At 69.2% G+C, this 24322-nt stretch carries 26 protein-coding genes and 1 tRNA gene; 18 read left to right on the top strand and 9 right to left on the bottom strand.

Translation table 11 applies throughout. The annotated features are described in order from the left end of the window. The first annotated feature begins 2 nt into the window (after positions 1 to 2). The 3 genes from ACEZDG_RS09240 to ACEZDG_RS09230 are packed head-to-tail and all read left to right on the top strand — an operon-like array spanning position 3 to position 2165. Complete coding sequence (locus ACEZDG_RS09240) at positions 3 to 614, top strand: thiol-disulfide oxidoreductase DCC family protein (protein WP_380505216.1); 612 nt, start codon at positions 3 to 5, stop codon at positions 612 to 614. A gap of 10 nt (positions 615 to 624) precedes the next feature. Further along, the gene (locus ACEZDG_RS09235) at positions 625 to 1434 is read left to right on the top strand and encodes a TetR/AcrR family transcriptional regulator (RefSeq protein ID WP_380505213.1); all 810 of its coding nucleotides are present in this window, start codon (positions 625 to 627) and stop codon (positions 1432 to 1434) included. Between the two features lie 41 nt (positions 1435 to 1475). Beyond that, positions 1476 to 2165: a hypothetical protein gene (locus ACEZDG_RS09230; protein WP_380505210.1), complete on the top strand. Its 690-nt coding sequence runs from the start codon at positions 1476 to 1478 to the stop codon at positions 2163 to 2165. 34 nt (positions 2166 to 2199) lie between these two features. Here ACEZDG_RS09230 and ACEZDG_RS09225 read toward each other — a convergent pair whose 3' ends face one another. Continuing rightward, on the bottom strand, positions 2200 to 3486 hold the full coding sequence (locus tag ACEZDG_RS09225) for a GNAT family N-acetyltransferase (RefSeq protein WP_380505207.1): 1287 nt from the start codon (positions 3484 to 3486) through the stop codon (positions 2200 to 2202). A 10-nt stretch (positions 3487 to 3496) separates the two neighbouring features. Further along, positions 3497 to 4852, bottom strand: coding sequence for an MDR family MFS transporter (locus ACEZDG_RS09220; protein ID WP_380505204.1), 1356 nt, complete (start codon positions 4850 to 4852; stop codon positions 3497 to 3499). Between the two features lie 117 nt (positions 4853 to 4969). Between ACEZDG_RS09220 and ACEZDG_RS09215 the strand changes: the two genes are divergently transcribed. Further along, a complete protein-coding gene (locus tag ACEZDG_RS09215; protein ID WP_380505201.1) occupies positions 4970 to 5731 on the top strand; it encodes a phosphoglyceromutase in 762 nt (253 codons plus the stop codon). A gap of 77 nt (positions 5732 to 5808) precedes the next feature. On the opposite strand, the gene ACEZDG_RS09210 is transcribed toward ACEZDG_RS09215, so the two are convergent. Further along, a complete protein-coding gene (locus ACEZDG_RS09210; protein WP_380505199.1) occupies positions 5809 to 5979 on the bottom strand; it encodes a hypothetical protein in 171 nt (56 codons plus the stop codon). Positions 5980 to 6115: 136 nt separating this feature from the next. After that, a complete protein-coding gene (gene phoU / locus ACEZDG_RS09205) occupies positions 6116 to 6781 on the bottom strand; it encodes a phosphate signaling complex protein PhoU (protein ID WP_380505197.1) in 666 nt (221 codons plus the stop codon). A gap of 192 nt (positions 6782 to 6973) precedes the next feature. Between phoU and ACEZDG_RS09200 the strand changes: the two genes are divergently transcribed. Together ACEZDG_RS09200 and ACEZDG_RS09195 are read left to right on the top strand one after the other, a co-directional pair. After that, complete coding sequence (locus ACEZDG_RS09200) at positions 6974 to 8305, top strand: sensor histidine kinase (RefSeq protein ID WP_380505194.1); 1332 nt, start codon at positions 6974 to 6976, stop codon at positions 8303 to 8305. Next, on the top strand, positions 8302 to 8988 hold the full coding sequence (locus ACEZDG_RS09195) for a response regulator transcription factor (RefSeq protein WP_030255711.1): 687 nt from the start codon (positions 8302 to 8304) through the stop codon (positions 8986 to 8988). Before ACEZDG_RS09200 ends, ACEZDG_RS09195 begins: the two co-directional genes overlap by 4 nt. A gap of 85 nt (positions 8989 to 9073) precedes the next feature. Here ACEZDG_RS09195 and ACEZDG_RS09190 read toward each other — a convergent pair whose 3' ends face one another. Then, positions 9074 to 9658 carry a DUF461 domain-containing protein gene (locus ACEZDG_RS09190; RefSeq protein ID WP_380505189.1) on the bottom strand — a complete coding sequence of 195 codons (585 nt, stop codon included), beginning with the start codon at positions 9656 to 9658 and terminating at the stop codon, positions 9074 to 9076. Between the two features lie 424 nt (positions 9659 to 10082). Here ACEZDG_RS09190 and ACEZDG_RS09185 point away from each other — a divergent pair, with 424 nt between their 5' ends. The 7 genes from ACEZDG_RS09185 to ACEZDG_RS09155 all read left to right on the top strand — a co-directional run bounded on the left by ACEZDG_RS09185 (position 10083) and on the right by ACEZDG_RS09155 (position 16855). Further along, the gene (locus tag ACEZDG_RS09185; RefSeq protein ID WP_030255707.1) at positions 10083 to 10565 is read left to right on the top strand and encodes a CarD family transcriptional regulator; all 483 of its coding nucleotides are present in this window, start codon (positions 10083 to 10085) and stop codon (positions 10563 to 10565) included. Between the two features lie 243 nt (positions 10566 to 10808). Further along, positions 10809 to 11543 carry a 2-C-methyl-D-erythritol 4-phosphate cytidylyltransferase gene (gene ispD / locus ACEZDG_RS09180; RefSeq protein WP_380505470.1) on the top strand — a complete coding sequence of 245 codons (735 nt, stop codon included), beginning with the start codon at positions 10809 to 10811 and terminating at the stop codon, positions 11541 to 11543. Then, positions 11533 to 12054 carry a 2-C-methyl-D-erythritol 2,4-cyclodiphosphate synthase gene (gene ispF / locus ACEZDG_RS09175; RefSeq protein WP_380505186.1) on the top strand — a complete coding sequence of 174 codons (522 nt, stop codon included), beginning with the start codon at positions 11533 to 11535 and terminating at the stop codon, positions 12052 to 12054. The genes ispD and ispF overlap by 11 nt, the downstream gene beginning before the upstream one ends. 132 nt (positions 12055 to 12186) lie before the next feature. Continuing rightward, the gene (locus ACEZDG_RS09170; protein WP_380505183.1) at positions 12187 to 12582 is read left to right on the top strand and encodes a PPOX class F420-dependent oxidoreductase; all 396 of its coding nucleotides are present in this window, start codon (positions 12187 to 12189) and stop codon (positions 12580 to 12582) included. Between the two features lie 103 nt (positions 12583 to 12685). Then, complete coding sequence (gene cysS, locus ACEZDG_RS09165; RefSeq protein WP_380505180.1) at positions 12686 to 14080, top strand: cysteine--tRNA ligase; 1395 nt, start codon at positions 12686 to 12688, stop codon at positions 14078 to 14080. Positions 14081 to 14117: 37 nt separating this feature from the next. After that, positions 14118 to 15086 (top strand): 23S rRNA (guanosine(2251)-2'-O)-methyltransferase RlmB, encoded by a 969-nt coding sequence (rlmB, locus tag ACEZDG_RS09160; RefSeq protein WP_380505177.1) that lies wholly within the window; start codon positions 14118 to 14120, stop codon positions 15084 to 15086. A gap of 149 nt (positions 15087 to 15235) precedes the next feature. After that, positions 15236 to 16855 (top strand): DoxX family protein, encoded by a 1620-nt coding sequence (locus ACEZDG_RS09155; RefSeq protein WP_380505174.1) that lies wholly within the window; start codon positions 15236 to 15238, stop codon positions 16853 to 16855. Between the two features lie 127 nt (positions 16856 to 16982). On the opposite strand, the gene ACEZDG_RS09150 is transcribed toward ACEZDG_RS09155, so the two are convergent. The 3 genes from ACEZDG_RS09150 to ACEZDG_RS09140 form a co-directional block, all read right to left on the bottom strand. Beyond that, a complete protein-coding gene (locus ACEZDG_RS09150; RefSeq protein WP_380505171.1) occupies positions 16983 to 17744 on the bottom strand; it encodes a nucleotidyltransferase family protein in 762 nt (253 codons plus the stop codon). 36 nt (positions 17745 to 17780) lie between these two features. After that, positions 17781 to 18221, bottom strand: coding sequence for a hypothetical protein (locus tag ACEZDG_RS09145; protein ID WP_380505168.1), 441 nt, complete (start codon positions 18219 to 18221; stop codon positions 17781 to 17783). A gap of 148 nt (positions 18222 to 18369) precedes the next feature. Next, positions 18370 to 19485, bottom strand: a complete 1116-nt coding sequence (locus ACEZDG_RS09140; RefSeq protein WP_380505165.1) for an ABC transporter ATP-binding protein — start codon at positions 19483 to 19485, stop codon at positions 18370 to 18372. Between the two features lie 325 nt (positions 19486 to 19810). On the opposite strand from ACEZDG_RS09140, the gene ACEZDG_RS09135 reads away from it, so the two are divergent. Continuing rightward, positions 19811 to 19884: transfer RNA gene (locus tag ACEZDG_RS09135), tRNA-Thr, on the top strand. Positions 19885 to 19930: 46 nt separating this feature from the next. Here the strand turns inward: ACEZDG_RS09135 and ACEZDG_RS09130 are convergent. Next, entirely contained in the window at positions 19931 to 20320 is a 390-nt protein-coding gene (locus ACEZDG_RS09130) for a tyrosine-type recombinase/integrase (protein WP_380505162.1), read from the bottom strand. Positions 20321 to 20499: 179 nt separating this feature from the next. Here ACEZDG_RS09130 and ACEZDG_RS09125 point away from each other — a divergent pair, with 179 nt between their 5' ends. The 4 genes from ACEZDG_RS09125 to ACEZDG_RS09110 all read left to right on the top strand — a co-directional run bounded on the left by ACEZDG_RS09125 (position 20500) and on the right by ACEZDG_RS09110 (position 24191). Continuing rightward, complete coding sequence (locus ACEZDG_RS09125) at positions 20500 to 20976, top strand: hypothetical protein (RefSeq protein WP_380505159.1); 477 nt, start codon at positions 20500 to 20502, stop codon at positions 20974 to 20976. Between the two features lie 258 nt (positions 20977 to 21234). Next, positions 21235 to 22221, top strand: a complete 987-nt coding sequence (locus tag ACEZDG_RS09120; RefSeq protein ID WP_380505156.1) for an ABC-three component system protein — start codon at positions 21235 to 21237, stop codon at positions 22219 to 22221. Further along, positions 22205 to 22456 carry an ABC-three component system middle component 6 gene (locus ACEZDG_RS09115; RefSeq protein ID WP_380505153.1) on the top strand — a complete coding sequence of 84 codons (252 nt, stop codon included), beginning with the start codon at positions 22205 to 22207 and terminating at the stop codon, positions 22454 to 22456. Before ACEZDG_RS09120 ends, ACEZDG_RS09115 begins: the two co-directional genes overlap by 17 nt. Beyond that, on the top strand, positions 22425 to 24191 hold the full coding sequence (locus ACEZDG_RS09110) for an ABC-three component system protein (protein ID WP_380505150.1): 1767 nt from the start codon (positions 22425 to 22427) through the stop codon (positions 24189 to 24191). The genes ACEZDG_RS09115 and ACEZDG_RS09110 overlap by 32 nt, the downstream gene beginning before the upstream one ends. Positions 24192 to 24322: the final 131 nt, after the last annotated feature.

The following is a 24322-nucleotide window of genomic DNA, read 5'->3' as shown; positions in this document are numbered from 1 at the left end:
CGATGAACACCGAAGCAGCAGCAGGAGCAGACCGCGCCGACCGTGGCCCCAGCGATGCCCCGGTCCGCCGCCTCACCGTCCTCTACGACCAGGGCTGCCCGCTCTGCCGCCACGTCCGCGGCTGGCTGGAGCGGCAGCGGAAGCTCGTCCCGCTGGACTTCGTGCCGGCCGGTTCGCCGCAGGCGCGGCAGTGCTACCCGGCGCTCGACCACGATCGGACGCTCCGTGAGATCACGGTGATCGGCGACTCCGGCCAGGTCTACGAGGGCGCCGCCGCCTGGGTGGTGTGCCTGTGGGCCCTGCATGCCTACCGGCCGATGTCGCACCGCTTCGCCACACCGAGCGGGGCCCAGCTCGCCAGGGGCATGGTCCTCACCGCCGCGAAGTGGCGCGCCGGTTCCCAGGCCCCGGGTCGACCGACTGCACCGGGGAGAGCCGGTCGAACGGGCGGGTCACCCGCCGAGCCCTCCGCAGCCGCCGGGCCGTGGAGCTGGAACGGCAAGCAGTGGGAGCCGTCCTCGCAGCGGGTCCTGCCGGTCCCGACGCGACCGCCGCAGCCCGCCGCACAGGGCCCGGCCCCCTGCGAGGGCCACTGCAGCGCCGGCGGCGACTAGCCTGAGAAGGGTGAACGACGCTGTGCCGACGCCGCCGCCCGAGACACCCGCACCCGAGCTGCTCCCCAAGGGGGAGCGGACCAGAGCGCTGATCCTGGAGACCGCGATGCGGTTGTTCCAGGAGCGCGGGTACGACAAGACCACGATGCGGGCCATTGCCGCTGAGGCGGGTGTCTCTGTCGGAAACGCCTACCACTACTACGAAGGCAAGGAATTCCTGATCCAGGGGTTCTACGACCGGATGACGCACGAGCACGCGCTCGACGCCCGGGCCCGGATGGCGGGGAAGACGGACTTCACGGAGCGGCTGCAGATCGCGCTGGACTCCTGGGTGGACTGCTCCGCCGACTACCACGAGTTCGCCGCCCAGTTCTTCCGGACGGCGGCCGACCCGAACAGCGCGCTCAGCCCGTTCTCCAACGAGTCCCACCCGGCGCGGGAGACCGCGGTGCAGATCTTCCGCGAGGTCATCGACGGGTCCGACCTCGGGCCCAAGCTCGACCCCGAGTTGGGGGAACTGCTGCCGGACCTGCTCTGGCTGCACCTGATGGTGATCGTCCTGTACTGGGTCTTCGACCGCACCGAGGACACCGAGCGAACCCGCGCCTTCGTCAAGCGCTGTGCGCCGTTCGTCGCCAAGCTGGTCGCCCTCTCCCGCTACCGGGTCTTCCGCCCCCTGGTCCGCGACGCGGTCGACATGATCCAGGAGTTCGTCCTGCCGACGATCGGCAGCAGTACCGCGCTGGCGAAGCCCGCCGGCACCACCTCCACCACCTCCACCACCACCACCACCAAACGCAAGCGGCGCAAGGACGGCTGACCTTTGGTCGCCCCTGCGCCGACACCGGCTCAGGGGGACCCATGGAAACGCCGCACACCGTCAGCCCACCCCTTCAACGAGTGCAGCAGGGCAAGGCCACCGCCCGGGACCTGCTGCGGCTGGCGCCATGGGCGCTGATCGTGATCGTTCTGGGTGCCGTGCTGTGCTCGCCCTTGTTGTACCTGCTGGCCCTGTACCTCCTGCTCCTGGACACCTGGCTGCAGGCCAGGCCGCTCGTATTCGTCCTGGTCGCGGTGGCGTTCGCGCTGTTCGGGCTCTCGGTGATCGGCGTCTGCCACCAGCGCGGGGCCAGGGCCCGCCCCGGGATGGTGGCCCTGGCCCGTGCGGCCAGCTGGTGGCAGTTGCTGCTGCTGCCGGTGCTGCTGTATCGCCTCGCACCGTTCCTCGGCGGCTACGCGTCGCTCCTCTTCGGCTGGTTGCCGTTCGCGCTGCTCCTCCAGCCGCTGGGCACCCTGCTGCTGCGCCGCACCGAGTTCCTGCTGACCGGGGCGGCCCTCAAGGCCGTCGTCCTGGTTCCCCCGTCACTGGTGCTGCTCCTCGCCACCCCCACCAGCCTCGGCACTTCCACGGGCCTCGGCCCGCACAACTCCGCGGACGACTACTCCGCTAGTGCCTTCCTCCACCTGGTCGGCGCCAACGGCCTCGCCCTGGCCGCCGCCATCGCCCTCGCCGCCTACCTCACACACCGATCCGACCCGCCGGGCACCTGACCGCTCCGCCCGGCGAGCAGGTGCCTTGTGGAGGTCAGAAGCCGTCCGGGCACCAGGGGCGGAAGTCGGTGCGCAGCAGCGCGTCCGCACGGGCCGCCCCGCCCTCCCGCAGTTCGCGTACCAGGCCGGCGGCGTGCAGCCGGGTCACCGAGTCGCTGCTCAGGTAGAGCGTCCCCAACTCGCGTACGTCCATGGCCAGATCGGCCTCCTCGGCCGCGTCGGTGTCCTCGACCCGGGTGAGGGCGCCGGTTCCGTCCGCCGCAGCTTCCAGCGCCCAGCGCCCGTCCACGTAGCCGAGTTGGTCGCTGACCTGCAGCACCACCCGGCCGGGAGCGGCGTAGCTGCGGGCGCCGAAGGCCGCGGGGGCGTCCAGCACGCGCAGCCACATGTAGTCGGCGCTGCTGTCGCCGCCGTCGGCGCAGGCGCGCGGGTCGTCGAGCAGCAGCGGCAGCGGGTCGTCTGGGGCGATGTTGCTGATCTCGACCCGGTCGATCCAGTCCACGTTCAGCGCGTAGCGCCACAGCGCGGCGGCGGCGCCCCGGTCGACGGCGATGTGGTCGCGGACCTTGAGCGCACCCTTGGTGATCATGTTGGGCCACTCGTCGGCGACCGTGTAGGAGAGCATCCCGGCCGGCCGGCCCGAGGCGTCCCGGTGCAGCACGACCAGCGGCTCCTTCCAGGACTTGTCCGAGCCCTGGAGCTCCCCGGTGCGCGTCCGCCAGACCACCGGGGGACGGTTGATCGCCCCGGGCTGGGTGCGGCGGAAGCGGTCGTGCAGCTCGGGGCCGACCTTGGCCCACTCCTCCATCGACAGCAGCTCGAAGCTGCCACCCTCGGCCTCGGCCGGGACCCGGACCTCGCCGGCCCGGAGCTTGTCGACGGTGTAGCCCTTGTGCTGGGTGGCCGGGCCGAAGCCGTAGCGGCCGTAGATCCGGTACTCGGCGGCGATCAGGATGGCGACGCTGTCGCCGCGCTCGGCGGCGGCGGCCAGGTCCTGGGTCATCATCCGGGTGAGCAGCCCGCGCCGCCGGTGGGTGGCGGCGACGGTGACATTGGTGATCGCGTCGGCGGCCACGGTGGCCCCGCCGGGGACGGTCAGCTCGCGGTCCATGCTGCGGAAGGTGCCCACGCAGCGGCCCCGGTGGTAGGCGCCCAGGGTCCGACCGGGGTCGAAGTACGCCTTGCGCAGCTCGAGGTCCCCGTCGCCCATGGGGGACATGAATCCGGTCTGGACGGCCTTCCCCCAGTCCGTGAGCCCGCTCTCCTCGACCACCCGGATCTCGATCCGGTCCTGTTCGCTTTCCGCGCCGTGCTGTCCCATGCCTGGCACCCTACGAGGCCGCGACCGTCGTGGCATCTGCATTTACCGGAACCGGAGCCGCCGTTGCCACATGCGTCCTGACCAGCTCCGGTGTGCGCCCGCGCAGCAGCCGGACGAATCCGGCGGCGGTGACCGCGCCGAGCACGGTGCAGGTGAGCCAGACCGCGTCGCCGCCCCCCGCGGTCAGCAGCAGACCCGCCATCAGCGGGGCGATGAACGAGGCGCCGGTCCAGGCGAGCGAGTAGACGCCCTGGTACCGCCCTCGGGCGTGGACCGGGGAGAGCTCCGCGACGATCGCCATTCCGGCCGGGACCCGCAGCATCTCCCCTGCGGTCCACACCGTCACGGTGAGGGCGTAGAACCAGGCGGCCCCGGCGAACGCGGTGAGGCCGAAGCCGCAGCCGGTCAGCAGCGAGGCCGCGCCCAGCATGGCGGCCCGGTTCCGTCCCTCGACCAGCCGGGTCAGCGGGATCTGCAGCAGCACGATCAGCACCCCGTTGAGGCTGACCACCAGGCCGTAGTCGGTGGGGGAGAAGCCGTTGCGGCCCATCACGATCGGCAGCGCGATGCTGCCCTGGCCGTCCACGCAGCCGGTCAGGAAGGTGAGGCCGACGAAGGCCATGAAGACCGGGTTGCGCAGCACCGCGCCGAGCCCGACCCGGGGCGCGCCGGGACCGCCGCCCGCCGGGGCCGTGCCCCGCGCCCTGGGCGTGCGCTCCGGCCCGCCGGAGGCCGGCCCGCTCTCCGGCCTGGTCTCCGGCACCCGGGCGAAGACCACGACCGCGCACAGCAGCGTCGTGGCCGCGTCGCCGACGAACAGCAGCAGATAGCCGTGCGCCGCGATCAGCCCGGCCGCCGCCGCGGAGAAGGCGAAGCCGATGTTGATGGCCCAGTAGTTGAGCGAGTAGGCCCGCACCCGGTCGGCCGGGGGCACCAGGTCCGCCATGATCGCGGAGACGGCCGGCCGTCCGGCGTTGCTGGTGAAGCCGACCACCGCGGCGGCTGCGGCGATGGCCCAGGCCGGGTGGACCAGACCCAGCGCCAGGGTGGCCACCGCCGTGCCGACCGACGCCGCGAGCAGGGTGGGACGCCGTCCGATCCGGTCCGCCAGCACACCGCCGGCCACCGAGGCGACGCTGCCGCCGAGCCCGTACAGCGAGGCGACCAGGCCGGCGAAGGCCGGGCTGAAGTGCCGGTCCAGGGTCAGGTAGAGGGCGAGGAAGGTGACCACGAACCCGCCGAGCCGGTTGACCAGCGTGCTCAGCCAGAGCCACCAGAACGCCGCGGGCAGCCCGCCCACCGTCTCGCGGAAGGAGGTCCCCAGCCGCTCGGCGAGGCCCGGACGAGGCAGGGGGTACGGAGGCATGGCAGGGCTCCTGAGCGGCAGGTGTAAGTGTCACTAACGCATCCCGGAGATTACTCACTGTCTCACCGCCGCCGCCACCGGGTTTCCCGGTCGGCCATCTCGACTAGGCTTCTCGCCATGGCTGAAGCTCCCTACCGTCTTGTCCTGCTCCGCCACGGCGAGAGCCAGTGGAACGAGAAGAACCTCTTCACCGGCTGGGTCGACGTCGACCTCAACGAGAAGGGCGAGAAGGAGGCCGTGCGCGGCGGCGAACTGCTTGCCGCCGAGGGCTTCCTTCCGGACGTCCTGCACACCTCCCTGCTGCGGCGCGCCATCCGCACCGCGCAGATCGCCCTCGACCGGGCCGACCGCCACTGGATCCCGGTGCGCCGCTCCTGGCGCCTGAACGAGCGTCACTACGGTGCGCTCCAGGGCAAGGACAAGGCACAGACCCTGGCCGAGTTCGGCGAGGAGCAGTTCATGCTCTGGCGCCGCTCGTACGACACCCCGCCGCCCGTACTCGCCGCCGACGCCGAGTACTCGCAGGCGCACGACTCCCGCTACGCCCAGCTCCCCGCCGACGTCCGGCCGCAGACCGAGTGCCTCAAGGACGTCGTCGAGCGGATGCTGCCCTACTGGTACGACGCGATCGTGCCGGACCTCGCCGACGGGCGCACGGTCCTGGTCACCGCGCACGGCAACTCGCTGCGCGCCCTGGTCAAGCACCTCGACGGCATCTCCGACGCGGACATCGCCGCGCTCAACATCCCCACCGGCATCCCGCTGCTCTACGAGCTGGACGCCGACTTCAAGCCGCTCACCAAGGGCGGCCGCTACCTGGACCCGGAGGCCGCGAAGATCGCGGCCGAGGCCGTGGCCAACCAGGGCAAGAAGAAGTAGCGGTACGCGCACCCAGCACACCGAGAGGCCCCTCGACCGGCACTGGTCGAGGGGCCCTTTCGCTCAGCCGGCGGCGGTCAGTGCTTGCCGCCGCACTGGCAGGGCGAGCCGGACTGGCAGCCGCAGCCGCAGCCCGAACCGCAGCCGCAGGCCGCCAGCATGGGCAGCGGGATCCGCAGGGTCTGCTGGGCGGTGGGATCGGCCTGGTCGGTGGCGCTCGCGGTGGGCGGGTTCGGAGCCTGAGCCATAGGTGGACCCTTCGTCGGACTGTGGTTCCTATGCCTCAGTGAAGCCGCCCGTTCACAGAGCGTCAACGGGCGTACGGAGTCTCCCGCACGCCCGCTCACGCGCCCCCGTGTTCCTCGGCTGCTCGGGTTGCCCGGGTTACTTGGGGTCGGCGACGAAGTCGTCCGCGTGCTCGCCGGTCACCAGGAAGACCACGCGCTTCGCCACCGACACCGCGTGGTCCGCGAAGCGCTCGTAGTAGCGCCCGCAGAGGGTCACGTCCACGGCGGTCTCGATGCCGTGCTGCCAGCGGTCGTCCAGCAGGTGCGAGAACAGCTGGCGGTGCAGCTCGTCGATCTCGTCGTCGTCCCGCTCCAGCTCCAGCGCGGCGTCCACGTCCTTGGAGGAGATCACCAGGCCGGCCTTGGTGACCAGGCGCTGCGCCAACTGGCCCATCTCCAGCACGATCGGGTGCAGGTCCGCCGGGACCGCGGACTCGGGGTAGCGCAGCCGGGCCAGCTTCGCCACGTGGCGGGCCAGGTCGCCGGCCCGCTCCAGGTCCGCGCTCATCCGCAGCGAGGTGACCACGATGCGCAGGTCGGTGGCCACCGGCTGCTGCCGGGCCAGCAGGGCGATGGCCCGGTTCTCCAGGTCGTGGTGCAGATCGTCGATCTTCTCGTCGGCGGCGATGACGCTCTCGGCGAGAGCGAGGTCCGCGTCGAGCAGTGCCGTGGTCGCCCGTCCGATCGCGGAGCCTGCCAGCCGGGCCATCTCGACCAGGCCGTCGCCGATCGAATCGAGTTCCTCGTGGTACGCGTCGCGCATCGTCCCGCTCCTCCTGCTGACTGGTCTGGCTACTAATCCGAACGTATAACCCCACCATGGGCTGTCCGGACGTCCCTCCAGGCCAGAAGGAGTGAACCACCGCCGACGCCGAGGTGAATTCTCGGCGACCGCAGGCTGATGCCCTTGTCCAGGGGTTACAGCAGGTCATCACTGTGCGCTTACGCTGAACGCATGGACGTGAACGTGGCTGAAGCCGCAGCGAGCGCGCTTGCCGGGCTCGGAGTCGGCCTCACCGCCGCACTGTCCTTCCGCTGGAGCGAGAAGGACCGAAAGAAGTCCGTGAAACGGATCGACGTGCAGCCCGAACCCGAGCTGCCGCCGGGAGTGGACACCGTGCTGTCGGTGCTGCGCTCCTGCGCGGTGGTGCTCGACGACAGCGACCAGGTCATCAAGGCCAGCTCCGCCGCGTATGCGCTGGGCCTGGTCAGGGGCGGGGCGATCGCCGTCGACGAGATGCTGGCGATGGCCCGGCTGACCCGCCGCGACGGGGAGATACGCCAGGCCGACCTGGACATCCCCCGGGGCGGCGGCAAGCTGAACGGCGACCCGCTGGCGGTGTCGGTACGGGTCGCCCCGCTCGGCTCCCGGCTGGTCCTGGTGCTGGTCGAGGACCTGACCGAGGCCCGCCGGATCGAGGCGGTCCGCCGCGACTTCGTCGCGAATGTGTCGCACGAGCTGAAGACCCCGGTCGGCGCCCTGTCCCTGCTCTCCGAAGCGGTCCAGGACGCCAGCGACGACCCCGAGGCGGTCCGCCGCTTCGCCGGCCGGATGCTGATCGAGGCCACCCGGCTCACCAGCCTGGTCCAGGAGATCATCGAACTCTCCCGGGTCCAGGACGACGAGCGGCTCACCGACGCCGAGCCGGTCGCGGTGGACGAGCTGGTCGCCGAGGCGATGGACCGCTGCCGGCACCAGGCCGCGGCCAAGCAGATCACCATGGCCGCCGGCGGCATCGCCGGCCTCCGGCTGCACGGCAACCGCGGCCAGCTGGCCGCGGCCCTCGGCAATCTGGTCGAGAACGCCGTCAACTACAGCCCGGCCCGCACCAGGGTCGCCATCGCCGCCCGCAAGGTGCCGGGGTCCAAGGTGGAGACCGTGGAGATATCGGTGACCGACCAGGGCACCGGCATCTCCGAGCGGGACCGCGAGCGGATCTTCGAGCGCTTCTACCGGGTCGACCCGGCCCGCTCCAGGGCCACCGGCGGCACCGGCCTCGGGCTCTCCATCGTCAAGCACGTCGCCGCCTCGCACGGCGGCACGGTCTCGGTGTGGAGCGTCGAGGGCCAGGGCTCCACCTTCACCCTGCGTCTGCCCACGACGCCCAGGGGCGACTCGGCCCGCGACCGCACCCCGTTCGCGGATCCCGCCGACAGCGACACCGACGGCGAGTACGAGACCGCCGGCGACCACGAGACCGACAGCGACCACGACGGCGACGCCGACCCCGGTGCCGTCCCCGCCCACCTGCCTGCCCATCTGCCTGCCCCGGAGGTCCAGCCGTGACCCGTGTGCTTGTCGTCGAGGACGAAGAGTCCTTCAGCGATGCCCTCTCCTACATGCTCCGCAAGGAGGGCTTCGAGGTGGCCATCGCCGCCACCGGCCCAGACGCGCTGGACCAGTTCGAGCGCAACGGCGCCGACCTGGTGCTGCTCGACCTGATGCTGCCGGGCCTGCCCGGCACCGAGGTCTGCCGCCAGCTCAGAGCGAAGTCGAGCGTCCCGGTGATCATGGTGACTGCCAAGGACAGCGAGATCGACAAGGTGGTCGGTCTGGAGATAGGGGCGGACGACTACGTCACCAAGCCCTACTCTACCCGCGAGCTGGTGGCCCGGATCCGCGCGGTGCTGCGGCGCCGCGGCGAGCCGGAGACCACCGTCGGCGGCCCCGGCGCGCTGGAGGCGGGCCCGGTCCGGATGGACGTGGACCGGCATGTGGTGACCGTGGACGGCGCCAAGGTCGACCTCCCGCTCAAGGAGTTCGACCTGCTGGAGATGCTGCTCCGCAACGCCGGCCGGGTGCTCACCCGGATGCAGCTGATAGACCGGGTCTGGGGCGCCGACTACGTCGGTGACACCAAGACCCTGGACGTCCACGTGAAGCGGCTGCGCGCCAAGATCGAGCCGGACCCCGGCGCGCCGCGCTACCTGGTCACCGTCCGCGGCCTCGGCTACAAGTTCGAGCCGTAGACCGCGCCGCAGGACGCGCCGCGGAGCACCGGACAGTGCCCCCGAAAGGATGACCCTTTCGGGGGCACAGTCGTACCCGTTCGGGTCAGGGCTTCTTGGTGGACGTGGCGGTCGCGGTCGCCGTGGAGGTCGCCGTGGCGGTGGCGGTGGCCACCGGCGTGGGCGTCGGGGTGGGCGACGGCGAGGGCGCGTAGGAGGCGTACTCGCCGGTGCCGGTGGTGACCAGCGCCTGCACCTGGGCCGACCCGGCCGTGGTGAAGGTGAAGGACACGGCGGTGTTCTGGCCCGGCGTGGCGGTGAGCGTCGGCACGGTCGCCGAGGCCTGCCCGGGGGCGCCGAGCGCCAGCGAGCCGAGCGACGGGATGGTCGGGCTGCCGCTGAGCACGGCCGGGACGCCGTCCACGGTGACACCGGTCAGGGTGTCCGCGGTCGGGCCGCCGTTGGCGATGTTCACGACGACGCTGGCCGGGGCCTTCCCTGTGGCGTCGGTCACCACGGTGATGCCGTTCAGCTTGAGCGCGGTGCCGTCGGCGAGCGGGATGGAGGTGGCAGCGTTGTCGGGCTTCACCTGGAGGGTCGCCGCGCTGTCCCCCGCGGAACAGGCGGCGAGGATGGGAGCGGTCGCGATGATGACGGCGGCGACTGCGCCGCGACGAAGACTGCGGCTCACGGCGGTGACTTCTCCTCAGTTGTGCGACAGATGTGGCGGGCTGGCCGCGATCAGATTACCGAGCCCCGGAATCGGCTCCGCACGGGGTGGCCCCGTGTCGCGTCCTGATCGCTTCCCGCATGCACGCCGCGCGCATCCCGCGGCGTGATCCACAGCTTCCGCGCAGGGTTCCGCGACCCGGCCGGGGGAAGATCAGATAACGGTTGAGTTACGCCTTTTACGTAAGATCGACATCTGCTTTCGCGGAGCCCGTCGGTTCGTGCGCAGGCACTCCGACCTGCGGGAAGCCTGTCTCGAACTGGGGTCGCAGCACGCAACAGGGGTGGTTGTCAAGCCCTGAGAACGGCTCTGACCTGCGAAAACGCCCTTCGGATATGGCCGCAACCGTGTTATTCTGGAAAGCCACGGAAGGGGTACCTGTCACATGACGTTCAAGGTTGGCGACACCGTGGTCTACCCCCATCACGGGGCCGCGCTGATCGAGGCAATCGAAATTCGCCAGATCAAGGGTGTGGACAAGACCTACCTGGTGCTGAAGGTGCAGCAGGGTGACCTGACGCTTCGCGTGCCTGCGGAGAACGCAGAGTTCGTAGGCGTCCGCGATGTGGTCGGCCAGGATGGGTTGGACCGGGTTTTCGAGGTGCTGCGGGCACCGTACACCGAAGAGCCCACCAACTGGTCCCGCCGCTACAAGGCGAACCTGGAAAAGCTTGCTTCGGGTGACGTTATCAAGGTCGCGGAGGTTGTGCGCGACCTTTGGCGACGTGAGCGCGAGCGCGGGCTGTCCGCTGGTGAGAAGCGGATGCTGGCCAAGGCCAGGCAGATTCTGGTCAGCGAGCTGGCACTCGCTGAGAACACCAACGAGGACAAGGCCGAAACGCTGCTCGACGAGGTCCTCGCCTCCTGAGCCGCCGGCCCCACGCCTGCGTACACAACGATCCAGCGCTCGCCGTTTCCGACGGCGGGCGCTGAGTCGCGTCTGGAACAGGTGCTGTCGGAACGGGTGCTGTCCGGAACGCCGCGTTCCGGGAAGTCGTAGCCGGGACCGTCCCGGTACTGTTCCGGTGCCGGGCCGAGCAGGTCGAGCTCCACGGAAGGCGCTCGGCCGGGCACGCCTTGGCCATACCCACATCCCCGAAGGAACAAAACCCTGAACGCCGCAGCAGTGGTCCCCGCCGCAGGGCGGGGCGAACGACTGGGCCCCGGTGCCCCCAAGGCCCTGCGTGAACTCGGGGGCGTGCCCCTGCTGGTGCACGCCGTCCGGGCGCTCGCGCGCTCCCGTGCCGTGACCCTGGTGGTCGTGGTCGCGCCCGTCGACGGCACGGCCCGGGTACGGGCGCTGCTGGACCAGTACGGCCTGGACGGCCACGACGGCACCGCCATCGCGGTGGTTCCCGGCGGCGACACCCGGCAGGAGTCGGTCCGGCTCGGCCTCGCCGCCGTCCCGGCGACGGTGGACGTGGTGCTGGTGCACGACGCGGCCCGGCCGCTGGTCCCGGTGGACGTGGTGGACGCGGTCGCCCGCGCCGTCGCGGACGGGGCCGAGGCGGTGGTCCCGGCCGTGCCGCTGGCCGACACGGTCAAGCAGGTCGGCCCCGCCGCCGCGCCCGGCCGCCCCGAACCGGTGGTCGGCACGCCCGACCGCAGCACCCTGCGCGCGGTGCAGACCCCGCAGGGCTTCCGCCGCGAGGTGCTGCTCCGGGTGCACGAGAAGGCGCTGCTTGACGGGGTGGACGCGACCGACGACGCCGGCCTGGTCGAGCGCTACGGCGGCAGCGTGGTGGTGGTGCCCGGGCACGAGGAGGCGTTCAAGGTGACCAGGCCGCTGGACCTGGTGCTGGCCGAGGCGGTACTGGCCCGGAGGAGGTCGCTCGATGAGTTCTGAACCGGTGCCCGCTGAATCAAAGCCCGCCGAGCGGGCGGTGCCGCGGCTGCCGCGTACCGGCATCGGCGCGGACATCCACGCCTTCGCGGCGGGGCGCGAGCTCTGGGTCGCCGGGCTGCGCTGGGAGGGCTACGAGGTCGGCCTGGACGGCCACTCGGACGGCGACGTGGTCGCCCACGCCGCCTGCAACGCGCTGTTCTCGGCCGCCGGCCTGGGCGACCTCGGGGCGCACTTCGGCGTCGGCCGGCCGGAGTGGTCCGGGGCCTCCGGGGTCCGGCTGCTGGCCGAGGCCGGCCGGATCGTCCGGGCGGCCGGGTTTGAGATCGGCAATGTCGCGGTGCAGGTCATCGGCATCCGCCCGAAGATCGGCAAGCGGCGCGAGGAGGCGCAGCGGGTGCTGTCCGAGGCGCTGGGCGCGCCGGTCTCGGTCTCCGCCGCGACCTCCGACGCGCTGGGGTTCACCGGACGCGAGGAGGGACTGGTCGGGCTGGCGACCGCGCTCGTCTACTGACGTCCGCTCAGCCCGAGCCCGGGCCTGCTCGCTGACGGCCCCTCACTCTTTCAGGGGAGCCCTGGGAACACTCCTGCGGGAGCTGTGGTTGTGCCTGCGACAGACGGATTCACCCGCAGGAAGGACCGGGCAATGCCAGACCAGCTCTCCGATCAGGCCAAGGCGCTCTTCGACGGCAAGAACTACGTCACCGTCGCGACCGTCCAGCCGGACGGCTCGCCCCAGTTGTCGGTGGTGTGGGCGAAGACCGACGGGGGCGACATCCTGGTCTCGACCCTCGAGGGCCGCCGCAAGCACCTCAATCTGCTGAAGGACCCGCGGGTGACGCTGCTGCTCAACCCGGCCGACAACCCCTTCGCCTACGTCGAGGTGCGCGGCACGGCGACGCTGGACACCGAGGGCGGCCGGGAGTTGATCAACGAGCTGTCCTGGAAGTACAACGGCAAGGAGTACCCGGCCGAGCCGCCGGAGGCGGTGCGCACCGTGGTCCGGGTGACCCCGCGTCGGATCGTCGAGCGGGGTCTCTGACCGTCCCGGAACCGCTGCCGATCATTGCGTCGGCGTGAATGTATCGAGACCCTGTGCCCGGTTGGGCACAGGGCACCCCGTCGTTCCCACTACGCTTGACGGTGTGAGCATTCGCCTGTACGACACCAGCGCCAGCCAGGTACGCGACTTCGTCCCGATCGTGCCGGGCTGTGTCTCGATCTACCTGTGCGGCGCGACCGTGCAGGCGCCCCCGCACATCGGGCACATCCGCTCGGGGCTGAACTTCGACATCATGCGCCGGTGGTTCGCCTACCGGGGCTACGACGTCGCCTTCGTGCGGAACGTCACCGACATCGACGACAAGATCATCGCCAAGTCGCGGGAGACCGGCCTGCCCTGGTGGCAGATCGGCTACGCCAACGAGCGTGCCTTCAACGACGGTTACAGCGCGCTGGGCTGCCTGCCGCCGACCGGTGAGCCGCGGGCGACCGGGCACGTCCCGGAGATGATCGAGATGATGCAGGAGCTGATCAGGCGCGGCCACGCCTACGAGGTCGACGGCAACGTCTACTTCAGCGTCACCTCCTACCCCGACTACCTGTCGCTCTCGCACCAGGAGCTGGACAACCTGCGCCAGCCCGAGGGCGAGGGCGAGACCGGCAAGCGGGACCAGCGCGACTTCGCGCTGTGGAAGTCGGTCAAGCCCGGCGAGCCGAGCTGGGACACCCCGTGGGGGCGCGGCCGTCCCGGCTGGCACCTGGAGTGCTCGGCCATGGCGCACAAGTACCTGGGCCCGGCCTTCGACATCCACGGCGGCGGACGCGACCTGATCTTCCCGCACCACGAGAACGAGATCGCGCAGTCCAAGGCCTTCGGCGACGAGTTCGCCACCTACTGGCTGCACAACGCCTGGGTCACGCTCAGCGGCGAGAAGATGAGCAAGTCGCTGGGCAACTCGGTGCTGGTCTCCGAGATGGTGCGGAAGTGGCGGCCGATCGTGCTGCGCTACTACCTGGGCACCCCGCACTACCGCTCCATGATCGAGTACAGCGAGGAGGCCCTGCGCGAGGCCGAGGTCGGGTTCAACCGGATCGAGGGCTTCGCGCAGCGGGTCACCGAGCTGCACGGCACGGTCGAGCCGGCCCCGCAGGTGCCCCCGGCCTTCGCCGAGGCGATGGACGACGACTTCGGCGTCCCGCAGGCGCTGGCCATCGTCCACACCGCGGTCCGGCAGGGCAACGCGGCCCTCGCGGCGGACGACAAGGAGAACGCGGTAGCGCGTCTGGCCGAGGTCCGTGCGATGCTCGGTGTGCTGGGCCTCGACCCGCTGGACGCCCTGTGGGCGGGTCCGGCGCAGGGCGAGGACCTGCACGGCGTGGTGGACGCCCTGGTCAAGCTGGTGCTGGAGCAGCGGCAGGCCGCGCGCGAGCGCAAGGACTACGCGACCTCCGACGCCATCAGGGACCGGCTCTCCCAGGCCGGCCTCGCCATCGAGGACCGCGCCGACGGCTCCCGCTGGACGCTCAACCAACCGTAAGCATTTTGTTGTACTTCATGGAAGCAGGACTGAACTGATGGCCGGCAACAGCCAGCGCAGGAACCGCCGCAACCCCGGCTCGAAGAAGGGCCCGTCGGTCGGAACCGGTGGCCACAGCCGGAAGGCGCTCGAGGGCAAGGGCCCGACCCCGCCCGCGTCCGAGCGCAAGGGGCACAAGAAGAACCGGATGGCCAAGGCCGCCACCAAGCGGGCCGGCGCGGGCAACAAGTCCCGCGGCAGCGCCCGGCGCGGCGGCAAGGCCGGCTCCGAGCTGGTCTACGGCCGCAACTCCGTGGTGGAGGCGCTGGAGGGCGGCGTGCCCGCCTCGGCGCTCTACGTCCAGCAGTTCATCGACAACGACGAGCGGGTGCGCGAGGCGCTGCAGCTCGCCAACGAGCGCGGCGTCCCGCTGATGGAAGCCCCGCGGATGCAGCTCGACAACCTCGCCGAGGGGCACAACCACCAGGGCCTGATCCTCCAGGTGCCGCCGTACGAGTACGCGCACCCGGACGACCTGCTGGCGCGGGCCGCCAAGAACCGCGAGGACCCGCTGATCGTGGCCCTGGACGGGATCACCGACTCGCGGAACCTCGGCGCGATCGTCCGCTCGGTGGCGGCCTTCGACGGGCACGGCGTGGTGATCCCCGAGCGGCGCGCCGCCGGGATGACCGCGGGCGCCTGGAAGACCTCCTCGGGCGCGGCGGCCCGGGTGCCGGTGGCCCGGATGACCAATATGACCCGGACCCTGGAGGCGTACCAGAAGGCCGGCTGCTTCGTGGTCGGCCTGGCCGCCGACGGCGAGGGCGAGCTCAGCGACCTGGAGGCGCTGACCGGTCCCGTGGTCATCGTGATCGGCTCGGAGGGCAAGGGCCTGTCCCGGCTGGTCTCCGAGACCTGTGACCTGACCGTGCGGATCCCGATGCCGGGCGCTGCCGAGTCGCTCAACGCGGGTGTCGCCGCGGGCATCGTGCTCTACGAGGCGGCGCGGCTCCGCGGCCGGCGCTGAACCGTCCGCTTCGCAGGGTCGGTACCGGGCCCCGCGGCGGGCTCGGGCCGGTGCCGGAAAGCGGTCGCTGCGGGGCCGGCCCGAAACCTGGGCCGAGCGGAGTTCACCCCGGAGGGTGTCCAAACGGCCTCCCAACCGGTTAGAGGGGTGTGGACACCAGAACACCCAACCGCCCTCAGGGGGGACGCGGCGCCGAGGACAGCGACGGTGGACCGGGGCTCTACACGGTCAAGGTACCGAGCGACCCGGCCCGGCTGAGCAGCACCACGGCGAGCTTCCGGGTGCGACTCGGCAGCTCGGTCAGCCCGCTGATCGACGCCGCGACCGCCGCACCTGCCTTCGCCGCCGCCCCCGCCGCGCCCCGCTACCCGGGTCTCACGCCCGACGAGACCCAGCCGATGGTGGTGCTGCCCGCCCTCGTCGGCGCGGGCGCGCACGCCGCGTCGGCGGTGCCGCGCCGGCTTCCCCGGGTCACTCCGATCACCTGGACCGGCGGCGCGGCCCCGCTGCTCGACGCCGTGCGGCTGGGCGGCGGAGCACTGCCGAACCAGTCGTCCGGCCTGTCCGGCGGCCCCGACACGGCGGGCGAGACCCAGCTGCTCCCGCTGATCGGCGCCCAGGCGGGCCATGCCGGTCAGGGCAGCCAGGGCGGTCGGGCCGGAAGCGGCCACGCCGACCCCTTCGCCGACGAGCCGCTCTACGTCGACGGGCGCGAGCCCCGCTTCGCCGGGCCCGAGTACCAGTTGGAGGAGCGCGATCCCGGAGAACCGGTTCGCCATGCCTGGTACCCCGGCCGACGGGTCGACCTCGGGCTGGTGCTGCTGCCGCTGCGGGTCTTCCTGGGCGGCATCTCGATCTACGCCGGATTCGTCAAGCTCTGCGACCCGGTCTACTTCGACGGCGGCGCCCGCGGCTCGATGATGCACTGGCTGCAGTCGCTGCACCCGTGGCCGATGGCCCAGCCGCTGCTGCAGTTCGCGCTGACCCACCCGGTGGGCGCGGGGCTCGCGGTGGCCTTCATCCAGATCGTGGTGGGCGTGCTGTCCGTCCTCGGCCTGTGGCAGCGGCTCGCGGCAGCCGCCGCCATGGCGCTGGCGCTGGCCCTGCTGCTGACCGTCAGTTGGCGCACCCTGCCCGCCTACGACGCGCCGGAGATCATCTACCTGGCCGCCTGGAGCCCGCTGCTGCTGGCCGGGGCCCCGCTGTTCTCGCTGGACGGGCGGCTCGCCATCGAGGCGTGGCGCCGGCTGGGCGAGCGCGCCGCGGTGTCCGCGCTGCGGCGGCGGGTGCTGCGCCGGGGCTTCGTGGTGGCGACCGTGGTGATCGGCGGCACCCTGCTGCTGGGCTCGGCCTTCGGCGCGGCGGTGCGCAGCACCAAGCCGGTCGAGACGGTCTACCCGGCGACCCCGGGTGTGCCGACCGAGTACCCCAGCCCGATCTGGCCGACCGGAAAGGCCCCCGCCAAGGCGGCCCCCGCCAAGCACAAGCCCGCCAAGCCCTCCGCGTCCAGCTCGCCCAAGGCGTCGGCGAGCCACCACCCGGCACCCGGCCACACCGCCGGTACCGCGCACAGCGGCAGCAGCCGGCCGACGGGCGGCAAGGCCACGTCCGGCGCGCCGAAGAGCAGCAAGCCGCCGGCCCACCACACGCCGCCGGCGGGCGGCCCGCCCAGCAACGGCGTGATCGGCGGCCTGCTCGGCAGCGCGGCGCCCCCGCTGCCGCTGCTGGGGATGTCGAGCGGCCGGACCCAGGCGCAGCCGGTGACCTGACCGGCCCTGCCCCTGCCCCCGCAACGCGATGTGGCCCGTACCGACGAGAAGGTCGGTACGGGCCACATCGCGTTGCTGCGGGCCCTGCAGGTCCGCTGTGGGCCGCTGTGCGCCTGGTGGGCGGTTTCTACTCGCCGCGGGTGGCGGCGAGCTCCTTGGCGGCCTCGGAGAGGTCCTTGGCGGTGTCGATGGCCCTCCAGTAGACGCCCTGGGGCAGTTCCCAGCCGGAGAGGCGGTGCTCGCGGGCGAGCCGGGGGAAGGTGCTGCGCTCGTGGTCGCCGAGGTCGGGCAGCATGCCCGTGAACGCGGCGGAGAAGACATACACGCCGGCGTTGATCAGGTAAGGAGAGGGCGGGGACTCGATGAAATCGAGGATGCTGCCGAACTGGTCGGTCTTCACCGTGCCCCAGGGAAGGCGGGGCCGGGCCAGGGCGAGCGTGGCGTGGGCATCGCGCTCGGCGTGGAAGTCGGCCATCTCCTGGAGCTTGAAACGGGTCCAGATGTCGCCGTTGGTGGCGTACCAGGGCTCGTCCTTGCGCGGGAGCGAGTGGGCGGCGAACTTCAGCCCTCCGCCGCGTCCGAGCGGCTCGGTCTCAATCACGGTGTTGACGTTCAACGGCAGGTCGGCGGCCTTGAGCCAGTCCTCGAGCACCTCGGCCAGATAGCCGCAGGAGATGACGACATCGGTCACCCCCTCCTCGGCCAGCCACTGCAGCTGATGGCCGATGATCGGGATTCCGGTGCCCGGGATCTCGATCATCGGCTTGGGGCGTGTGTCGGTGAAGGGACGGAGCCTGGATCCCTGTCCACCGGCCAGGATCACGGCTTGCGTCACCGGGGATGAGGAGAACGGCGAGCGCTCCGTGGTGGGGATGAGGTCAGCGGTCATGGGAGAACCCTAGACGCCGCCTCCACCGAGCGGTGGTCAGCCTGCCGGAGTGAGCGTCCCCACCGCGAAGGAGCCGTCGCAGACCGGCCGGGCGAAGGACTGGGCCCGCTTCACGTCGCCGTGGTACTTGCGGACCGCGGCCTGGCCGAGGTCGCGGGCGATGCCGGTGCAGTAGCGGGTCAGCGAGGGCTGCTGCTGCATGGCCAGCGCCAGCGCGTCCAGGGCGGCGCCCGGGTTCTCCGTCCGCAGCGTGCTCAGCAGGCGGTCGCGCAGGAGGTCCTGCGGCGCGGCCTTCGCCGGTGCCTGCTTCGCCGGTGCACGGCCCACATTGAGGGAGGAGGCGGCGAGGACCTGCTTCTCTCCTGAGCCGGCTGGGGCCCAGGAGACGCGGGTCACCGCGAGGGTGCCTGTCGTCACCAGAACGAAGGGAAGGACGAAGGCCAGGGTTTTGCCGAGTCGGCTCGCAAGCTGGTTCACGCTGGTGATGCTAGCGATGAGTAATGGTTCGGCGACATTCAGTCACTCAAATGAGTGATGGCGTGTCGGTTTTGTCAATAAATAAACCTTCCCCGGTGGGCGCGATGCCCACCAGGGAAGGTTATTTGTAGATTTATCTGTCGACCCGTCAGTCGCTGAGGCGGACCCCGGTCGAGGTGGAGAAGACGTGGGTCTCGCCGGCCCGCGGGACGACGTGCAGCGTCTCGCCCTTCTGCGGGACGGCACGGCCGCTGACGCGGACGACCAGGTCCTTGTCCACGCCGCCGACGTTCGCGGTGCCGTAGACGTAGCCGTCGGCGCCGAGCTCCTCGACCACGTTGACGATGACGGCCAGGCCGTCGCCGCCGTCCTTGGTGAGCGCGGTGCCCTCGCCGACCAGGTCCAGGTGCTCGGGGCGGACGCCGATGGTGACCGTGGTGTCACCGGCGTTGGCGGCCTCGGCCACGGCGTCGCGGGAGACCTGGATGACCGAGTTGCCGAACTTCACGCCGCCGTCGGCGAGCGGGACCTCGATCAGGTTCATCGCGGGGGAGCCGATGAAGCCGGCCACGAACAGGTTCGCCGGGCGGTCGTACATGTTGCGGGGGGAGTCGACCTGCTGGAGCAGGCCGTCCTTCAGCACCGCGACCCGGTCGCCCATGGTCATGGCCTCGACCTGGTCGTGGGTGACGTAGACGGTGGTGATGCCCAGGCGGCGCTGCAGCGAGGCGATCTGGGTGCGGGTCTGCACACGGAGCTTGGCGTCCAGGTTCGACAGCGGCTCGTCCATGAGGAAGACCTGCGGCTCGCGGACGATCGCGCGGCCCATCGCGACACGCTGGCGCTGACCGCCGGAGAGCGCCTTCGGCTTGCGGTCGAGGTACTCGGTGAGGTCGAGGATCTTGCCGGCCTCCTCGACCTTCTTGCGGATCTCGGCCTTGTTCACGCCGGCGATCTTCAGGGCGAAGCCCATGTTGTCGGCGACGGTCATGTGCGGGTACAGCGCGTAGTTCTGGAACACCATGGCGATGTTCCGGTCCTTGGGCGGGAGGTGGGTGACGTCGCGGTCGCCGATGCGGATGGCGCCGCCGTTCACGTCCTCCAGGCCCGCGAGCATCCGCAGGCTGGTCGACTTGCCGCAGCCGGAGGGACCGACCAGGACGAGGAACTCGCCGTCGGCGATGTCCAGCTCGAGGGCGTCGACGGCCGGCTTGGTGCCGCCGGGGTAGATGCGCGTGGCCTTGTCGAAAGTCACGGTAGGCATGCTATTGCTCTCCTTCACCGGCAGGAACGTGCCGGACGATCCGAGTAAAGGCGGATGGTGCAGGTCTGGTGCGGCCCCCGGCGCCACCGCCGTGCCAACCCGCCGGAGCGGCACTGTGCGTCAGAGGTCTAGTCCACCTTTCGGTAAACTCCTGGTGACGCTACCTTCACGAACCCGCTCCTGTCAGTACCTTCCGGGCACCAAAATCAATCGGTACCCGCCGGCCGAACCGCCCCAGGCGGCCGAGAAGCCGATCGCGGCACCCGCCCCACTCCCGCTAGACTCCTCCCTGGTCCTGCCGTGGCAAGCTGCGGACAGGCACCGTGCCCCCTTAGCTCAGTTGGCCAGAGCACCGCTCTTGTAAAGCGAAGGTCGTCGGTTCGAATCCGACAGGGGGCCCAGCACACCACCCCGGATGACCTGCAGCTTTGGCCTTCTAGGGGCTTCATCGGCGGCCTCGGACCCCTCGTCCGGGGTCGTTTGCGTGAGCGGACGGCGTGATTTTGACCGGCTGGGCGGCGGACTCCGCACCCGGAGGCGGCACGATGGCGAGCTTCTGCGCGCGGGGGACGAGGCTCGCTGCGGCCTCGGCGAGGGCCCGGTCCACCTGGGGGAGCAGCGTCGTGTAGGTGTCCGAGGTGACCGCGATCGAGAAGTGGCCGAGCATCTCCTTGATGGCGTGCAGGTCCGCTCCGGCGGCATGCGCGATCGACGCCGCGCCGTGGCGCAGGTCGTGCAGGCGGACCGGCGGGAGGTCGATCGTCTCGTACAGCTGGCGGAGGCGGTCGGAGACGGCGGTGGGGTGCAGCCAGCTGCGGTCCTCGCGGGTGAACACCCCCCCGGGCCTCGACCCAGGCCGCGCCCCACTCCTCGCGTGCTGCTCGCTGCCGGTCCCGATGGGGCGACCGTGTTCTTGCCCTGGGCGATGGTGCGGGCCCCGGCGTCGGTCTTGGGATCGTCTTCGTAGACCTCCCACCCGTCGACGACCAGTTGCTTGGCCACGTGAGTAGTGACTTGGAGCTGACCATCGCAGTCCTGGAGGAGCTGGCTGCCACCCTGTGCCCCGACATCCGGTTGCTGGACTGCGTGAATCGCTGCGCGGGGTACAGCGACCAGGCCCACCTGTTTACCGGTGAAACTGTGCTCCACACCGACATAAATCCCGCGAACACGCTGATCTGTGGTTACGGCGCGCACTTCATCGACTGGGCGTGGCCGATTAGGGGAGCGTCCTGGGTCGAGCCCGCGATCTGGGTGATCCGCCTGATCGACGCCGGACACACGCCAGCCTCCGCCGAAACCTGGGCCGGGAAACTCCGCACCTGGGACACGGCCCCAGCCGAATCGCTCACTGCGTTCGCCCACGTCAACGCCCACATGTGGGACGAGATCGCCGAACAAGCCCCCCAAGGAAGCAACTGGCAGAAGCACATGGCCGCCTCGGCCCACGCCTGGGCTGACCACCGCGAGGAAGCCGACCGATGGACCTGACCCCCGGGTGCGCTGCGAACTGGCTGTGACTGTCTTGCAGCGGATACACCGCAGGCGACAGCCAACCGGGTTCCGGGTCGACTAGCGTCGTGGGCTATGGCTGGTCACTCTGGCCGGATCATGCCACCTGGGGCTTCACGGCTCTCGATCTCCTCCGGTCAAGTAAGTGCATGTTCACTGGAGTGCTCGGCTCATCGATTCTGGGGGCCGACGCAGCGCGACGGGCGATAACCTTGATGAGGCGACCTCCGAGGGTCGATGTCGACGACGATGGAGGCAAACGTGCTGCTGACGCCCAACTGGCGCGATTGGTATCACTTCCGCCACCAGCAGGCGTGCTTTGCGTCTGGCACTGCATTCGAAGATTACGTTTCGAAAGTGCTTGATCGCTTCCATGACGACTTCATCAATCCGGCTCCGAGCGGCTCGCTTGGAGATGGCGGCTGTGACGGCCTGGCCGAGTCCGGAACAATCTTTTACGCCTGCTATGGACAAAGGCCGGGGCGTTTCAGCGCTGAACGCGAACTCGCAAGTAAGATCAACTCGGACTTTGTGCGAGGGCTGGCTGAATGGGACACTTTCCATACTTGGAAATTTGTGACCAATGCGCCGTTCGGTCCTGAATCGTTGAGAGTGATCACTAGGCTGCAGCAGGCCCACGGACAAACTGCGGCGAGGCCGCTGAAAATTCGAGCGATCAGGCCTGAAGGCCTTTGGGCTGAAGTGGTGAGCACCCTAGACGCCATGGTCCTCAATGAGATTTTCCCTGGTGCTCCAGGGATTGAAAATGTGGAACTTGCCGATCTGCTTCCTCTTCTCGATGCCCTCGGTACCGTTAACTCGGCTTCCGATACGGGTGCAAGTGTACTGCCGGTCCCGCCGACTAAAATGGACTTCAATGCGCTGCCTGGCGCAAGCCGCCTTGAGTTCAATTCAGGCCGACTCTTGGCTCCCCGCATCGACCGCTGGTATTCAGAGTCGTCAGATCCCGGTCTGTACGACGCCCAGGGAGATAGGTTCCGATCTATCTATCAGGAGGTTAGGTCAATCACGGCCGAGCCTGCTGAGATCCTGGAGCGACTCTACGTGTCAGTAGCCGGCGCTAATTTCCGAATGGATGGAAAGCGCGCTAATGCAGCTTTTGCTGTGGTCTCGTACTTCTTCGATTCATGTCACATCTTCGAGATGCCGCCTGTAGGCGGAGGTACGACTGGAGGGGGGGATCCCGATGTTGTTGCCCACTAAGGGCGTCTCGTCCGAACGAGCCCTTATGTCGATCGGGTCGGAGCTTCTTGAGGACCTACGCGATCCAATGTCGGTGTCGGCTCTCTGGGATCGGTACAATTCTCGTCAAACTTCGGCGAATAGACCGCATCGGATCACCTTTGACTGGTTCTCGCTGGCGCTGACGGCCCTCTATGCCATGAAAGTTGTGGACGTTTCGGACGATGGCTACATCAGGCGTGCCCATGTTTCTTAGCAGCCTTACCTCATCCGATGCCAGGTTCAAGAACCTGAACTTCCACGATGGATTGAACATCCTCGTCGCAGATCGTACGGATGAGTCGGAGCAAGGCGACAGTCGGAATAGCATTGGCAAGACGAGTTCCGTAAAGATTCTGCGGTACATCCTCGCCGGTGACCTGCCATCAGATTTCAAGGTACCTGAGCTAGCAGATCATAAGTTCACGGCAACTCTCTCGCTTCCCGCCAGTGGTGAACGTGGCTGGGAACCAGTCACCGTGACACGCCCCGTTTCGCCGACGACACGGGTCTCCGTCTCTGGCTGGTCTGTTATCGAAGGGTCTGGAGACCTCCATGTTGACGAATGGCGGGAGCTGCTGAGCAGAAACTTGTTCCACATTCCTGCTGCAGCGACTCGACCCACAGCTGGTCAACTTTGGGGCCAACTGATTCGAACGTACTTCGGGAATCCGATTAAAGGTCACCAATCCGAAGCAGATTGGGAGTCCGGCGTAAAGATCGGGTTCATGCTGGGACTTTCGCCGGAAACCTTGGGCAAAGCTGGAGACCTGGACAGGCTTACGAAGCAGGGAAAGGCTATCCGTCAGGCGGTTCGCGAGGGCGCGATTGCACATCTCTCGCTTGATGAGCCTGCCCTTCGAGCGCAGCTGGCGACAGCTCGCCGCCAGCGAGACCGCATGCAGGCTGATATGCGCTCTTTCAAAGTCGATGAACAGTATGCTCACCACCAGCATGAGGCCGACAGGTTGAGTGCCGCGATTCAGAAGCTCAATGACGAAGCCCTAGCGCTCCAACGTCGATCGCGTGAGCTTGATGAAGCGTTGCAAGACGAAGTGACGAGTTCCCACGGCGATGAGGTCGCCGCAAGGCTCGCGCGTGTTTATGCGGAGATTGGAATAGTGCTCCCCGATATTGTCGGTAGGCGCTATGATGAAGTAGCGGCGTTTCATGAGTCCGTGGTCCGTAATAGGCGCTCGTTTCTGGAACAAGAACTTGACGCGGTCCGGTCTCGCCTTGATGACATCGACGCGAAACGTCGGACGTTGGATGGATTGAGGTCCGAGGTTATGCAGATCCTCGATGAGACGGTAGCGCTCGATACCTTCATGAGTATGCAGCGCGATCTCGCCAAGCAGGAAGCAAATATCGCGGACCTAGAGCGTCGACTCGAAGGCGCAAACTCAATCAGCACGATTAATGACACTGTCAAGCTTCGGACTGCAGAACTAATTTCTTCGGTTCGAACTGAGATGAACGAGCGGGACGACAAGCTTGATGAGTCGATCTCACTCTTCAACGAGCTAGGCGCAGAAATCTACACCGATCGCGAGGCGTCGCTCTTGGTGTCACTGACACCCAAGGGAATCTTCAGTGTCAAACCATGTGTCTCTGGCGATGCAAGCATCGGTGTCCGAAGTGTTGAGACTTTCATGATCGATATCGTATGCTTGATTGCGGCGATCAAGGCTGGAAGGGCGCCGCGGATACTGGTCCATGACAGCCATCTCTTCGACGCGATCGATGGGCGACAGGTTGCTTCTTGCCTCAATATTGGCGCGAGACTCGCTGAGCAGCACGGCTTCCAGTACATCGTGACGCTCAACTCCGACTTCCTCGCGAGTGTTGAAGATCAAAGCGATGGCGCCTTCGATGCGGAGCCCTACATTCTGGGGACTCGACTTACGGACGAAAGCGATGCTGGGGGACTTTTTGGTTTCCGATTCGGCTGAGGACCCCATGTCACGAGCGCCCTATGCGTGCACCGGAGAGGTGGGCCGGTCGAACGGCAGCCTGTCTCGGGTGCCATGCGTGAGCGGACGGGATGGCAGCAAGCCCCCGGAGTCGGGTCACGAACCTGATC

The sequence above is a fragment of the Streptacidiphilus alkalitolerans genome, from assembly GCF_042511045.1.
Classification (GTDB): domain Bacteria; phylum Actinomycetota; class Actinomycetes; order Streptomycetales; family Streptomycetaceae; genus Streptacidiphilus; species Streptacidiphilus alkalitolerans.
Note: the sequence above shows the minus strand (reverse complement) of the source record. Positions and strands in the feature narration are given on the sequence as shown.

Coding starts and splice junctions, on each gene's coding strand:
- ACEZDG_RS09240 (WP_380505216.1), top strand. CDS start 3: ATGAACACCGAAGCAGCAGCAGGAGCAGACCGCGCCGACCGTGGCCCC.
- ACEZDG_RS09230 (WP_380505210.1), top strand. CDS start 1,476: ATGGAAACGCCGCACACCGTCAGCCCACCCCTTCAACGAGTGCAGCAG.
- ACEZDG_RS09225 (WP_380505207.1), bottom strand. CDS start 3,486: ATGGGACAGCACGGCGCGGAAAGCGAACAGGACCGGATCGAGATCCGG.
- ACEZDG_RS09220 (WP_380505204.1), bottom strand. CDS start 4,852: ATGCCTCCGTACCCCCTGCCTCGTCCGGGCCTCGCCGAGCGGCTGGGG.
- ACEZDG_RS09215 (WP_380505201.1), top strand. CDS start 4,970: ATGGCTGAAGCTCCCTACCGTCTTGTCCTGCTCCGCCACGGCGAGAGC.
- ACEZDG_RS09210 (WP_380505199.1), bottom strand. CDS start 5,979: ATGGCTCAGGCTCCGAACCCGCCCACCGCGAGCGCCACCGACCAGGCC.
- phoU (WP_380505197.1), bottom strand. CDS start 6,781: ATGCGCGACGCGTACCACGAGGAACTCGATTCGATCGGCGACGGCCTG.
- ACEZDG_RS09200 (WP_380505194.1), top strand. CDS start 6,974: ATGGACGTGAACGTGGCTGAAGCCGCAGCGAGCGCGCTTGCCGGGCTC.
- ACEZDG_RS09185 (WP_030255707.1), top strand. CDS start 10,083: ATGACGTTCAAGGTTGGCGACACCGTGGTCTACCCCCATCACGGGGCC.
- ispF (WP_380505186.1), top strand. CDS start 11,533: ATGAGTTCTGAACCGGTGCCCGCTGAATCAAAGCCCGCCGAGCGGGCG.
- ACEZDG_RS09170 (WP_380505183.1), top strand. CDS start 12,187: ATGCCAGACCAGCTCTCCGATCAGGCCAAGGCGCTCTTCGACGGCAAG.
- rlmB (WP_380505177.1), top strand. CDS start 14,118: ATGGCCGGCAACAGCCAGCGCAGGAACCGCCGCAACCCCGGCTCGAAG.
- ACEZDG_RS09150 (WP_380505171.1), bottom strand. CDS start 17,744: ATGACCGCTGACCTCATCCCCACCACGGAGCGCTCGCCGTTCTCCTCA.
- ACEZDG_RS09140 (WP_380505165.1), bottom strand. CDS start 19,485: ATGCCTACCGTGACTTTCGACAAGGCCACGCGCATCTACCCCGGCGGC.
- ACEZDG_RS09120 (WP_380505156.1), top strand. CDS start 21,235: ATGTCGACGACGATGGAGGCAAACGTGCTGCTGACGCCCAACTGGCGC.
- ACEZDG_RS09115 (WP_380505153.1), top strand. CDS start 22,205: ATGTTGTTGCCCACTAAGGGCGTCTCGTCCGAACGAGCCCTTATGTCG.
- ACEZDG_RS09110 (WP_380505150.1), top strand. CDS start 22,425: ATGGCTACATCAGGCGTGCCCATGTTTCTTAGCAGCCTTACCTCATCC.